This window comes from Janibacter sp. CFPM2_SD2 (assembly GCF_057364645.1).
On the sequence record NZ_JBNFOF010000078.1, the window covers coordinates 1 to 12,774 of the forward strand.

A 12,774-nucleotide genomic window follows, 5' to 3' on the forward strand; every position below is an offset into this window, starting at 1 on the left:
GCGTGCGGCACGACGAGCACGAGGACGACGGCGAGCAGCGCGAGCGGGACTGCCCGCGTCGGGCAGCCGGGGCCCGAGGGCCAAGCCACCGAGGATGCTGGCGGCGGTGAGCACGAGCAGGATCCCGGCCACCGCGGTCGGCATGACCGCCCGGTCGCGCACCCGGCCCTCGTCGCCGAGGGCGACGACGAGCAGGGCGCGGGGTGGCGTAGGCCGCGGTGACGACCGTCGTCGCGAGCAGGCGACGAGCACGATCGCGGCGACCGGGCCGCGGCTGCCGACGTCGCTCCCGACGGCGGCGATGACGTGCTCCTTGGTCAGGCCACCGAGGACGAGCGGGATGCCCGCGAGGGAGACGAGCCCGGCCGCCCAGGCGGCGAGCCCGACGGGGTGGGCCGCCCGCTGCCGACGAGGGCACGCGCGCGGTCGAGCCACGCGTCGTGGCGAGCCAGCCGACGGTGAGGAAGAGCAGCGCCTTGAAGATCGCGTGGCCGTAGAGGTGCCCGAGGGCGGCGCCGGCCGTCGGGCCGCTGCCGGCGGCCGCGAGCGGCGCCAGCATGACGCCCACCTGGCTGATCGTCGACCACGCGAGCAGCCGCTTGAGGTCGGGCTCGACGAGCGCGCACAGGGCGGCGAGCAGCATCGTCGCGGCGACCGAGAGGCCGAGGAGCGCCCGGGCCGGGTCGGAGCGCAGCAGCAGCGGGAGCAGCTGGGTCAGCACGACGGTGCCGGCGGCGACCATCGTCGCCGCGTGGATGAGTGCGGAGGCGGGGGTGGGGCCCTCCATGGCGTCGAGCAGCCAGTGGTGGAAGGGGATCTGCGCGGACTTGCCGAGCACCCCGACGACGACGAGGACGAGGGCGATCGAGCGGGCGGTCGGGTCGGCCGCGGCGGAGGTCCAGTGGTCGATGACGTCGGCGCGGGCGGTCGTGCCGGCGCCCGCGACGAGCACGGCGGTGCCGAGCAGCAGCCCGATGTCGGCGACCCGCGTGACCATGAAGGCCGCGTGGGCGGCCCGCCGCGGCCGCTCGCGACGCGACCAGTGGCCGATGAGCAGGTAGGAGCACCAGCCCATCACCTCCCAGCCGACGACCGTGAGGAGCAGGTCGGCGGAGAGGACGACGAGCACCATCGCGGCGCTGAAGAGGGCGACGGTCGCGTGAAAGGCGCCGCGCCGGTCGTCGTCGGCGAGGTACCACGCGGCATAGGCCTGCACGAGCGCGGTGACGAGGGCGACGACGAGGACGAGGAAGGCGCTCGTCGCCGACAGGCCCAGACCCAGCGGGAGGTCGGTGCCGCCCATGACGAGGCCCGGTCCGGTGGCGTGCTCCTCGGCGAAGGGGGCGCCCCGCACCCCCGCGGGTGCGCCGGCGAGCGCGATGACGGACAGCACGAGCGTGCCCACGCCGCCGGCGACGCCGGTGAGGGCGGACAGCGGCCCGCTGCGTCCGACGAGGAAGGTGAGCACCGCTGCGGCCAGGGGCAGCACGACGAGGGACCAGGCCATCACTCGGCGTCCTGCGCGAGGTCGATGTGGCCGCGCCGGCGGTAGGCGGCGACGATGACGGCGAGGGCGATGACGACCTCGGCGGCGGCGATGGTGATGACGAAGAGGGTGAGGACCTGGCCCGACCAGGTCGCGTCGTTGCCGAGGGCCCCGGCGGTGACGAGCAGCAACCCACCACCGGCGAGGACGAGCTCGGCGCCGACGAGGACGAGCACGGCATGGCGCCGGGCGAGGATGCCGTAGACACCGAGCGCGACGAGGACGCTCGCGAGCAGGTAGGGACCGGCGCTGTGGATCATCGGCGCTCCCGGTCGGTCGTCAGTCCGGCGACGGCGAAGGCCCCGACGAGCGCCGCGAGCAGCAGCAGCGAGAGCAGCTCGAAGGGCCACACCCAGGTCGAGAAGATCTGCCGGGCGAGCTCGTCGGTGCCGCCGGGGCGGACCTGCGTGGGCACCGCGATCGGCAGCAGCACCGCGGCGAGGCAGGCCGCCGGTGCCGGCAGCCCGACGAGCGCGGCGAGCAGCCGGTGGGCACGGCTCGTCGAGTGCTCGGTGCGCGGCCCGATCGGGGCCCGGGTGAGCATGAGCGCGACGATGACGAGCACGACGACGGCGCCGACGTAGACGAGCACCTGGACGAGGGCGACGAGCTCGCGCGAGGAGAGGTAGCAGCCGGCGAGCCCGAGGAGGGCGACGACGAGCCACAGCGCGGCGTGGACCACCTGACGGGTCGTCACGGCCAGGGCCGCGCCGCCGCCGTGATGAGACCGGTCGCGGCGAAGGCGAGGTCGAGGCCCGTCATCGGCGCCCCTTGCGCGCCGGCTTGTTGGCGGCGCTCACCTCGGGGGCCTCGGCGGCGGCGGGGTCGAGCTCCGGCGGGGCCGGGACGTCGGCGGCCCACTGGCCGAGGCGCTCCTTGTCGTGGAGCAGGTCGCGGATGTCGGTCTCGGCGTACTCGAACTGCGGGCTCCAGAAGAGCGCGTCGAAGGGGCAGACCTCGATGCAGATGCCGCAGTACATGCACAGCGAAAAATCGATGTCGAAGCGGTCGAGGACATTGCGCTGGCGGGCGCGCCCCCTTCGCTCGCCGGAGGGACCTCCTCCTTGTGCGAGTCGATGTGGATGCACCAGTCGGGGCACTCCCGGGCGCAGAGCATGCACGAGGTGCAGTTGCTCTCGACGAGGGCGATGACGCCCCGGGAGCGGGCCGGCAGCTCCGGCGCGACGTCGGGGTACTCGGCCGTGTGGGGCGGCCGCATCATCTGGCGGGCGGTCGTCGCCATGCCCTTGACGAGCCCGGGGACGAAGCTGCGGTCGGTGCTCATGCGGTCATCACCACTCCCACGGCGGTCAGGGCGAGCTGGGCCAGGGCCAGCGGGACGAGGACGGTCCACGCGAGCCGCTGCAGCTGGTCCTCGCGCAGCCGCGGCCACGACACCCGCATCCAGATGATGAGCAGGACGACGAGGCCGCCCTTGAGCAGGGTCCACAGCCAGCCGAGGTGGTCGGCGAAGGGGCCCTGCCAGCCGCCGAGCCACAGGATCCCGAAGAGCAGCCCCATGACGACCATGCCGGCGTACTCGGCGAGCATGAAGAAGGCGAAGCGCAGCCCGGTGTACTCCGTCCACGGGCCCATGACGACCTCGCTGTCGGCGATGGGTGCGTCGAAGGGGGGTCGCTGCAGCTCCGCGGTCGCGGCCACGAGGAAGACGATCGCGCCGGGCAGCTGCCACAGCAGCCACCACGGGGACCAGGCCTCGACGACGCCGGCGAGCGAGAGCGTGCCCGCCGCCATGGCCACCGAGGCGACGGCCAGGACGAGCGGCAGCTCGTAGGCGAGCAGCTGTGCGGCAGAGCGCATCCCGCCCACGAGGGCGTACTTGTTGGCGCTGGCCCAGCCGGCCATGAGGGTGCCGAGCACCCCGACCCCGGTCACGGCGAGCACGAGGAGGACGCTGCCCGGCACCTGAGCGGCGGCGACCCCGGGGTGGATCGGCAGCAGGGCCATGGCGATGACATAGGGCACGAGCGCCACGGCCGGCGCGAGGCGGAAGACGCCGCGGTCGGCGGCGGCCGGCGTGATGTCCTCCTTCTGGACGAACTTCACCCCGTCGGCGACGAGCTGGGCCCAGCCGTGGAACCCGCCGGCGTACATCGGGCCGAGCCGGCCCTGCATGTGCGCCATGACCTTGTGCTCCGTCTGGCCGGCGACGAGCGGGAGCACGAGCACCGCGGCGAGGGAGGCGAGCGAGCGCAGGGTGATCTCGAGCAGGCTCATCCCTGCCCCCACTGCGGGCCGGGCACACCGGGCGCGGTGACGCGGCGGCGGCTCGGCGACTTGCTCGAGTGCCCCTCCCCCGGCTCCTTGCCGCCGGGCCAGGGGCGGGTCGCCCGCGAGGCGAGGACGAAGGACTTGCGCAGCGGCGTGCCCTCGAAGCCGTCGGGTAGGAGCAGCGGCCGCAGCCCGAGGCCGGTGCCGTCGACGAAGCCGGTGAAGTCCTGGCCGAACATCTCGTGCGTCTCGCGCTCGTGCCACGCCGCCCCGGCGAAGATGCCGGTGATGCTGTGCAGGCTGTCGCCGAGCGGGACCCGGGTGCGCAGGAGCGCAGTGCGCTGGTCGCGCTCGGGCGTCGGGCGCGGGTCGACGAGGTGGCAGACGATGTCGAGACCGGGGTGCTCCTCGCGGTCGGTCTCGTCGACGGCGCTCAGCCAGTCGAAGAAGGTGTAGCCGCGGTCCACGGCGTCGCGCACGGCGCGCAACCACTCCAGCGGGCTGACGGTGAGGTCCTCCTGGGGCACGTCACGCCCCCTTCGTCGGTCGTCGCAGCAGGCCGCGGCGCACCTCACCGGCACCGGCGGACCGGTGCCCGGCATAGCGCGCCCGCATCCCGGCGGTCGTCAGCGACTCCGCGGCGATCTTGTCCTGGAGGGTGAGGATCCCGTGCAGGAGCGCCTCCGGGCGCGGCGGGCAGCCGGGCACGTAGACGTCGACGGGGACGAGCTGGTCGACCCCCTTCGTCACGGAGTAGGAGTCCCAGTAGGGGCCACCGGAGTTGGAGCAGGCGCCGAAGGAGATGACGTACTTGGGCTCAGGCATCTGGTCGTGCAGGCGACGGATCGCCGGCGCCATCTTGTCCGTCACCGTGCCGGAGACGACCATGAGGTCCGCCTGCCGCGGGCCCGGGGCGAAGGGGATGACCCCGAGCCGGATGAAGTCGTGCCGGGCCATCGACGCGGCGATGAACTCGATGGCGCAGCAGGCCAGACCGAAGTTGAAGACCCAGAGGGAGTAGCGCCGGCCCCAGCTGAGCACGACCTTCATCGGCTTGGGGGCATGGGCCCCGACGGGGCCCACGCGCGGCATCGGCAGGTCGGTCGTCACGAGATCACCTCACGTCCACCGCAGCAGGCCGCGGCGCACGGCGTGGAGGAGGCCGATGAGCACGACGCCGATGAAGATCGCGACCTCGACGAGGCTCACCGGGCCGAGGTCGCTGCGCAGCACGAGCGCCCACGGGAAGAGGTAGACGGCGTCGACGGCGAAGACGACGTAGAGGAAGGCGTAGGCGAGGTAGCGCACCTGGGTCTGCGCCCAGTCCTGCCCGACGGGGTCGACGCCCGACTCGTAGGTCGTCAGCTTGGCGCGGGTGGGCGCGGCCGGCGCGATGAGCCGCCGCGCGGTGTAGGCCGCGACGACGAGCAGCACACCCACGACGAGGGTGCCGGCGACGACGAGGTATCCATCCACCCCCGCACCCTATCCACGCCCACCCGCCGACGAGGGGACCCCGTAATCCCCCGCAGCGCCGACGCCACCCCTATGGTCTGCGTCACACCGGCGGGCAAACGGCGCCCGCCGGCCTACCGGAGGAAACCATCGTGCGATCACGTACCGCTGCCGCTACCGCGGCCGCCGCGACCGCGGCCCTGGCACTCACCACCCTCGCCAGCAGTCCGGCCCAGGCAAGCAACCCCAACAACAGCAAGAAGATGACGAAGGCCGTCACGGTCGAGAACGTCCACAAGCACCTCGAGGCCTTCCAGGAGATCGCCGACGCCAACGACGGCAACCGCGGCGCCGGGACCTCCGGCTACGAGGCCAGCGCCCGCTACGTCGAGAAGACCCTGCGCGACGCCGGCTACACGACGGAGCGGCAGCCCTTCTCCTTCGTCTACGAGGAGGTCCACTCCTCGAGCCTGACCGAGATCTCGCCCGAGGCGCGCACCGTCGACGCCGTCGAGATGTCCTACAGCCAGCCGACGCCCGACGACGGGGTCACGGCCACCCTCGCCGCGCCGACGACGGCCATCGGCTGCACCGCCGGTGACTACGCCGGCGCCGACGTCGCCGGCAAGATCGCGCTCGTCAGCCGCGGCACCTGCTCCTTCGCGGAGAAGGCGATCGCCGCCAAGGCCGCCGGCGCCTCCGCGGTGATCATCTACAACAACGCGCCGGGCACCCTCAACGGCACGCTCGGTGGCGTCGAGCCCGACAGCGCGCCGGCCACCGGCGTCACCCAGGAGGAGGGCCAGAACCTCCTCGCCAAGATGGCCGCCGGCCCGGTGACGATGAAGCTCGTGCTGACCAAGACGATGGAGGAGCGCGAGACCTTCAACGTCATCGCGGAGACCACGAGCGGGCGCGACGACAACGTCGTCATGCTCGGCGCGCACCTCGACAGCGTCGGCGACGGCCCCGGCATCAACGACAACGGTTCCGGCAGCGCCGGCATCCTCGAGACCGCGGTCCAGCTGGGCAAGGTCAACAAGCTCAACAACAAGGTGCGCTTCGCCTGGTGGGGCGCCGAGGAGCTCGGCCTGCTCGGCTCCGACCACTACGTGGCCGACCTGCAGGAAAATGACCCGGCCGCTCTGGACGACATCGCGACCTACCTCAACTTCGACATGATCGCCTCGCCCAACCACATCATCGGGGTCTACGACGCCGACGAGTCGACCTACGAGGCCCCGGTCGAGGTCCCGGCCGGCTCCGCCGCCACCGAAGAGGTCTTCACCGACTACTTCGACGGCACGAACCAGGCGTGGGTCGACACCGAGTTCTCCGGTCGCAGCGACTACTCCGCCTTCATCGCCGCGGGCGTGCCCGCGTCGGGTCTCTTCACCGGCGCCGACGGGGTCAAGACCCCCGAGGAGGTCGAGAAGTTCGGCGGTGAGGCCGGTGTCATCTACGACCCGAACTACCACACCCCCGCTGACGACATCTCCAACGTCAACATGGAGGCCCTCGACACGATGAGCGATGCGATCGCCCACGCGACGATCACCCTCGCCCAGTCGACGGCGGACATCAACGGCAAGACCAGCCGCGGCAAGTCCGGCAAGCCGGCGCCGACCGTGCTGCCCGAGGACGTCGACGCGGCCTGACCGCGGACCCGTCCCGACGGGGGGCGTCCCGGCACCGTGGATCCACGGTGCCGGGGCGCCCCCTTCGTCGTGCCGGGGCCCGCGCTGGACCAGGCGAAGGGGGGATGTCCCCCGACCGGTCCGGCGGCGGGCCGCATTGGCCGCGGGCCCGTCCACGGCAGAGTCGTGCCGAGACCACAGGAGGTACACCCCATGAGCGAGCACCCGCAGCTCCCGCCCCAGCAGGGCTTCCCCGGCCAGACCCCGCCGCCCCCCGGCTACACGCCAGCCCCGATGTCACCGACCGAGGAGCGCAACCTCGGCATGATCGCCCACCTCGTGCCGGCCGTGCTGCTGCCGCTGAGCGCCGGCACCCTCGGCTTCGTCGGGTCGCTCGTCATCTACCTCGTCTACAAGGACCGCGGCCCCTTCGTGCGGGCGCACGCGGCCAACAGCCTCAACGTGCAGATCATCACCGCGATCCTGCTGCTCGCCTCGAGCGTGCTCATGCTGCTGCTCGTCGGCTTCATCCTCTACCCGCTCGTCATCGTCGTCGCGACCGTCATCCACGTGCTCGGTGCGGTCAAGGCCAACAACGGCGAGTGGTGGACCCCGCCGATGACGCCGCAGCTGGTCAAGTGACCCAGCAGGCGAAGGGGGTGGTCGTCGCCGGGCACGGGGTCGCCTCCGGCCGGGCGAGCGGCTCCCCCTTCGCCGCGGGGACGATCGAGCTGCAGGCGCCGCACTTCGCGGCCCGCGGACTGGACCTGTCCCCCTTCGTCATGGCGACGGTCAACGTCGACCTCGCCCCGCACCGGCTCGTGCTGCGGGAGCCGCGGTGGACCTTCGTCGACGTCGACTGGACCGAGGTGCACCCGCCGGAGACCTTCTCCTTCGTGGGGTGCACGGTGACTCGCGGCGACGAGCAGGTCGAGGGCCTCGTCTACCACCCGCACCCCGAGACCAAGCCGATGCACCACCAGCCCTCGACCGTCGTCGAGCTGCTCCTGCCCCGGTTGACGGGCCTCGCGACCGGCGAGGTCCTGGGGCTGCGCCTGCCCGACGCCACCCAGGCCACCCTCGTTGCATAACGGCGCGTTATCCATCTCATAACGTGACCGATTGATTGGCCCGGAGGCCGCGGACCTACCATGACAGATGTCCGGGGAGCGCCCGCGACACGACCGACCTGCGAGGGGCACGACCACCCATCATGAGCAGTACTGCGACGACCCAGGCCAAGGACCGCGTCATCATCCGCTTCGCCGGCGACTCCGGCGACGGCATGCAGCTGACCGGCGACCGGTTCACGGCCGACAGCGCGGCGCTGGGCAACGACCTGTCGACCCTGCCCAACTTCCCCGCCGAGATCCGCGCGCCCCAGGGCACGATCCCCGGCGTCAGCTCCTTCCAGCTGCACTTCGCCAGCTGGGACATCCTCACCCCCGGCGACGCCCCCGACGTGCTCGTCGCGATGAACCCCGCGGCGCTCAAGGCCAACCTCGGTGACGTGCCGCGCGGCGCGACGATCATCGTCAACACCGACGAGTTCACGACGCGCAACCTCAAGAAGGTCGGCTGGACGACCAGCCCGGTCGAGGACGACAGCCTCGAGTCGTGGCACGTGCACGCCGTGCCGCTGACCTCGATCACCGTCGAGGCGCTCGCGGACTTCGACACCCTGACCCGCAAGGAGAAGGAGCGGGCGAAGAACATGTTCGCCCTCGGCCTGCTGTCGTGGATGTACTCGCGTCCGACGACGGCCACCGAGGACTTCCTCGCCTCGAAGTTCGGCGCCAAGCCCGACATCCTCGCCGCCAACCTCGCCGCGCTGCGCGCCGGGTGGAACTACGGCGAGACGACCGAGGACTTCGCCGTCCCCTTCACCGTCGCCGCGGCGCCGACGCCGCCCGGCACCTACCGCAACATCACCGGCAACACCGCGCTCTCTCTCGGCCTCGTCGCCGGTGCCCACCGCGCGGGCCGCCCGCTCGTGCTCGGCTCCTACCCGATCACCCCGGCGAGCGACATCCTGCACAGCCTCTCCGGTCTCAAGCGCCACGGCGTGACGACCGTGCAGGCCGAGGACGAGATCGCCGGCATCGGCGTCGCGCTCGGTGCCTCCTTCGGCGGTGCGGTCGGCGTGACGACGACCTCCGGCCCGGGCGTCGCCCTGAAGTCCGAGACGATCGGCCTCGCGGTGAGCCTCGAGCTGCCCCTCGTCATCGTCGACGTGCAGCGCGGCGGACCCTCGACGGGTCTGCGACGAAGACCGAGCAGTCCGACCTGCTGCAGGCGATGTTCGGTCGCAACGGCGAGTCGCCGGTGCCGATCGTCGCGCCGCAGACCTCGGCCGACTGCTTCGACGCGGCGCTGGAGGCGGTGCGCATCGCGACGACCTACCGCACCCCGGTCTTCCTGCTCTCCGACGGCTACCTGGCCAACGGCTCCGAGCCGTGGCAGGTCCCGCAGGTCGCCGACCTGCCGTCCTTCCCCGTCGAGCTGGCCAGCGAGCCCAATGCCACCGACGCCAAGGGCAACCCGACCTTCCACCCCTACGTCCGCGACGAGGAGACCCTCGCCCGGCCGTGGGCGGTGCCCGGCACCCCCGGCCTCGAGCACCGCATCGGCGGGATCGAGAAGGACGCGGTCACCGGCAACATCTCCTACGACCCCGACAACCACGACCTCATGGTCCGCACCCGCCAGGCCAAGGTGGACAAGATCGCCGACTCCATCGGTGACCTCGAGGTCGACGACCCGAGCGGTGACGCCAAGGTCCTCGTCCTCGGCTGGGGCTCGACCTACGGGCCCAACCTCGCGGCGGTCCGCCGCCTGCGCGCGGCCGGCAAGAGCGTCGCCCACGCGCACCTGCGCCACCTCAACCCCTTCCCGGCCAACACCGGCGAGGTCCTCCAGCGCTACGAGCGCGTCATCGTGCCCGAGATGAACCTCGGTCAGCTGGCGATGCTGCTGCGCGCGAAGTACCTCGTCGACGTCCGGTCCCACACCTCGGTCCGCGGTCTGCCCTTCAAGGTCGCCGACCTGGCCGAGGTCATCGACGCTGCCCTCCAGGAGGTCACGGCATGAGCATCGATCTCGGCATCCCCACGGTGGCGTCCGGCACGGCCGGCGTCCCGACCCTCCCCGAGGGCGAGAAGCAGACCCGCAAGGACTTCGCCTCCGACCAGGAGGTGCGCTGGTGCCCCGGCTGCGGTGACTACGCGATCCTCGCGGCCGTCCAGGGCTTCCTGCCCGAGCTCGGCCTGCGCAAGGAGAACATCACCTTCGTCTCCGGCATCGGCTGCTCCTCGCGGTTCCCCTACTACCTCGACACCTACGGGATGCACTCGATCCACGGGCGCGCCCGGCGATCGCGACCGGGCTGGCGACGAGCCGCCCCGACCTGTCGGTGTGGGTCGTCACCGGTGACGGCGACGCCCTGTCGATCGGTGGCAACCACCTGATCCACGCGATGCGGCGCAACGTCAACATGACGATCCTGCTCTTCAACAACCGCATCTACGGCCTGACCAAGGGCCAGTACAGCCCGACCTCGCAGCCGGGCCTGGTGACCAAGTCGTCCCCCATGGGCTCGGTCGACGCCCCCTTCAACCCCATCTCGCTGGCGCTCGGTGCCGAGGGCACCTTCGTCGCGCGGACGATGGACTCCGACCGCAAGCACCTCACCGAGGTGCTCAAGGCCGCTGCGGCACACCGCGGGACGTCCATCGTCGAGATCTACCAGAACTGCCCGATCTTCAACGACGGCGCCTTCGAGCTGATCAAGGACGTCGAGCAGCAGAAGGCGCGTCTGGTGCACCTGCGCGACGGCGAGCCGGTCGCCATCGGTGACGAGGGCGAGCGCGAGCTGCTGGTCCGTGGCGAAGGGGGGTCCGTCCGCTTCGTGCCGGAGGCCGAGGTCTCCGAGCAGGGGCTGGCCGACCAGGTCGTCGTCCACGACGTCACCCTGTCCGACCCGAGCCAGGCCTTCTCGATCAGCCGGCTGGACTCCGAGTCGATGACGCACGTGCCGATGGGCATCTTCCGCGCCGTCGACCGTCCGACCTACGACGACCAGACCCGCGCGCAGGTCGAGTCCGCGGTCGACCTCGCCGGCGGCCCGGCCACCGACGACGACCTGCAGGCGCTGCTCCACGGCAAGGACACCTGGACCGTCGAGTAGCCCTCAGTCGCCGAGGACCCTCGTCAGGTAGTCGTTGGCGAGGATCCGGTCTGGGTCGAGCCGGTCGCGCAGGGCGACGAAGTCGCCGTGCCGCGGGTAGAGCGCGGCCAGCCGCTCCGCGTCGAGGGTGTGCAGCTTGCCCCAGTGCGGGCGCCCGCGTGGGCCGCGACGATCTCCTCGAAGGCCGCGAAGTAGGCCGTCGGGTCGGCGCCCCGCACGTGCTGGTGCACCGCGACGTAGGCGTTGGCCCGCTCGTGGCCCGTCGAGAGCCAGATGTCGTCGGGCGCGGCGACCCGCACCTCGACGGGGAAGCTGATCGGCTCGCGCCGACGCTCGACCCACGCCCGCAGGTCGGTGAGCACGTCGGCGACCGCCTCGCGCGGGACGGCGTACTCCGACTCGACGAAGCGGACGGTCCGCGGCGTGACGAAGACCTCGTGCGAGGGCGCGGTGTAGGAGCGCTGCGACAGCGCCCGGGCGGCAACGGCGTTGAAGGGCAGCACCGCTCGCGGCGCGTGGGCGAGGACGCGGTTGACGGCGCCGAAGACCGTGTTGGAGAGCAGCTCGTCGTCGAGCCGCCGGCGCCACTCGGGCAGCGGCTCGTCGACCTCGTCGGGCACGAGGTCGTTGGCCTTGGTCTGCACCCGCCCCGTGCCGGGGAACCAGTACATCTCGAAGTGCCGGTGGGCGTCGAAGTGTTCCTGGATGCGCGGCAGCACGACGTCGAGCTCGTCGGGCGACTCCACGGCGCGCAGCCGGTAGGCGGGCAGGCAGGCGAGCTCGATCTCGGTGACGACGCCGAGCGCGCCGAGCCCGACCCGCGCCGCCCCGAAGAGCTCCGGGTCGCTCTCGTCGACCCACCGCTCCTGCCCGTCGGGCGTGACGAGCTGCAGCCCGACGATGCCCGCGGCGAGCCCCGGCAGCCCGGCGCCGGTCCCGTGGGTGCCGGTCGACGTCGCACCGGCGAGGGTCTGGGCGTCGATGTCGCCGAGGTTGGGCATGGCCAGCCCGAGCCAGTCGAGGGCCTGGTTGAGGATGCGAAGGGGGGTCCCCGCCAGCACCCGGACCCGCCCGGTGTGCCGGTCGGCCGAGACGATGCCCGACAGGTGGTGCAGGTCGAGCCGCAGCTCGTCGGCCTGCGCGATGGCCGTGAAGGAGTGGCCGCTGCCGACGGGGCGGATGCGCCACCCTTCGCCCGCCGCGGAGCGGACTGCCTCGGCGACCTCCTCCGGGGTGCGCGGGGCCACCGCCTCGGCGCTGTCCGTGACATTGCCGGCCCAGTTGGACCACGTGTGCCGTCGGCGAGACCTCATCCGAAGCACTTCCCTTCGCCGCGGTAGGTCGGCACGACGTCGACCACCTCTCCTCCGCTGATGACGACGTACTCGGCGAAGCGCTCGGCGAGCTCGCCGGCCTTGGCATGCCGCCACCACACCCGGTCACCGATCGCCAGGTCGCGAGCAGCCTTGCCGCGCACCGGAGTCTGCACCTCACCGGCACCCTCGGTCCCGACGAGCGAGAGCCCGGCGGGGTGCACCGGGGTCGGTACCCGGGGAGTCGCCCGCGGGGCCGGAGGCGCGTGGCCACCGGAGAAGCAGGTGACGACGTCGGCGGGCCGGGCGGCGCACGACGGGCAGCGGCGAAGCCGACCGCGGGGCTGCGGGGTGAAGGCGTCGTAGCCGTCGAAGAGGGTCGGCCCGATGAGCCCCCGACCCCGG

General features: G+C 72.3%; 11 protein-coding genes and 4 pseudogenes. 5 read left to right on the forward strand and 10 right to left on the reverse strand.

Going from position 1 to position 12,774, the window contains the following annotated elements:
* The 8 genes from AC2W7J_RS09105 to AC2W7J_RS09140 form a co-directional block, all read right to left on the reverse strand.
* Positions 1–1,507 (reverse strand): NADH-quinone oxidoreductase subunit 5 family protein (locus tag AC2W7J_RS09105; RefSeq protein ID WP_485982162.1); only part of this gene is annotated, 1,507 nt, incomplete at its 3' end.
* A complete protein-coding gene (gene nuoK, locus AC2W7J_RS09110) occupies positions 1,507–1,806 on the reverse strand; it encodes an NADH-quinone oxidoreductase subunit NuoK (RefSeq protein ID WP_421007218.1) in 300 nt (99 codons plus the stop codon). The genes nuoK and AC2W7J_RS09105, both read right to left, overlap by 1 nt.
* Positions 1,803–2,243 carry an NADH-quinone oxidoreductase subunit J gene (locus tag AC2W7J_RS09115; protein ID WP_485982163.1) on the reverse strand — a complete coding sequence of 147 codons (441 nt, stop codon included), beginning with the start codon at positions 2,241–2,243 and terminating at the stop codon, positions 1,803–1,805. Before AC2W7J_RS09115 ends, nuoK begins: the two co-directional genes overlap by 4 nt.
* A 61-nt stretch (positions 2,244–2,304) precedes the next feature.
* Positions 2,305–2,646 (reverse strand): 4Fe-4S binding protein, encoded by a 342-nt coding sequence (locus AC2W7J_RS09120; protein ID WP_485982164.1) that lies wholly within the window; start codon positions 2,644–2,646, stop codon positions 2,305–2,307.
* Between the two features lie 181 nt (positions 2,647–2,827).
* A complete protein-coding gene (locus AC2W7J_RS09125) occupies positions 2,828–3,784 on the reverse strand; it encodes a complex I subunit 1/NuoH family protein (protein WP_255185295.1) in 957 nt (318 codons plus the stop codon).
* Complete coding sequence (locus AC2W7J_RS09130; RefSeq protein WP_485982165.1) at positions 3,781–4,305, reverse strand: NADH-quinone oxidoreductase subunit C; 525 nt, start codon at positions 4,303–4,305, stop codon at positions 3,781–3,783. Before AC2W7J_RS09130 ends, AC2W7J_RS09125 begins: the two co-directional genes overlap by 4 nt.
* Position 4,306: 1 nt before the next feature.
* Positions 4,307–4,870, reverse strand: coding sequence for an NADH-quinone oxidoreductase subunit B (locus AC2W7J_RS09135; protein WP_303708370.1), 564 nt, complete (start codon positions 4,868–4,870; stop codon positions 4,307–4,309).
* 27 nt (positions 4,871–4,897) lie between these two features.
* Positions 4,898–5,254 carry an NADH-quinone oxidoreductase subunit A gene (locus AC2W7J_RS09140; protein ID WP_255185293.1) on the reverse strand — a complete coding sequence of 119 codons (357 nt, stop codon included), beginning with the start codon at positions 5,252–5,254 and terminating at the stop codon, positions 4,898–4,900.
* A 131-nt stretch (positions 5,255–5,385) separates the two neighbouring features.
* On the opposite strand from AC2W7J_RS09140, the gene AC2W7J_RS09145 reads away from it, so the two are divergent.
* The 5 genes and pseudogenes from AC2W7J_RS09145 (at position 5,386) to AC2W7J_RS09165 (ending at position 11,056) form a co-directional block, all read left to right on the forward strand.
* Entirely contained in the window at positions 5,386–6,891 is a 1,506-nt protein-coding gene (locus AC2W7J_RS09145) for a M28 family metallopeptidase (RefSeq protein WP_427802203.1), read from the forward strand.
* Between the two features lie 192 nt (positions 6,892–7,083).
* The gene (locus tag AC2W7J_RS09150) at positions 7,084–7,512 is read left to right on the forward strand and encodes a DUF4870 domain-containing protein (protein ID WP_421007224.1); all 429 of its coding nucleotides are present in this window, start codon (positions 7,084–7,086) and stop codon (positions 7,510–7,512) included.
* Positions 7,509–7,961 (forward strand): hypothetical protein, encoded by a 453-nt coding sequence (locus AC2W7J_RS09155; RefSeq protein ID WP_485982166.1) that lies wholly within the window; start codon positions 7,509–7,511, stop codon positions 7,959–7,961. The genes AC2W7J_RS09150 and AC2W7J_RS09155 overlap by 4 nt, the downstream gene beginning before the upstream one ends.
* Before the next feature lie 122 nt (positions 7,962–8,083).
* Positions 8,084–9,960, forward strand: a pseudogene (locus tag AC2W7J_RS09160) (2-oxoacid:acceptor oxidoreductase subunit alpha).
* Positions 9,957–11,056 (forward strand): annotated as a pseudogene (locus AC2W7J_RS09165) (2-oxoacid:ferredoxin oxidoreductase subunit beta). The pseudogenes AC2W7J_RS09160 and AC2W7J_RS09165 overlap by 4 nt, the downstream one beginning before the upstream one ends.
* A gap of 3 nt (positions 11,057–11,059) precedes the next feature.
* Here the strand turns inward: AC2W7J_RS09165 and AC2W7J_RS09170 are convergent.
* Positions 11,060–12,369, reverse strand: a pseudogene (locus tag AC2W7J_RS09170) (D-arabinono-1,4-lactone oxidase).
* A pseudogene (locus tag AC2W7J_RS09175) lies at positions 12,366–12,774 on the reverse strand (amino acid deaminase/aldolase); the annotation flags it as partial. The pseudogenes AC2W7J_RS09175 and AC2W7J_RS09170, both read right to left, overlap by 4 nt.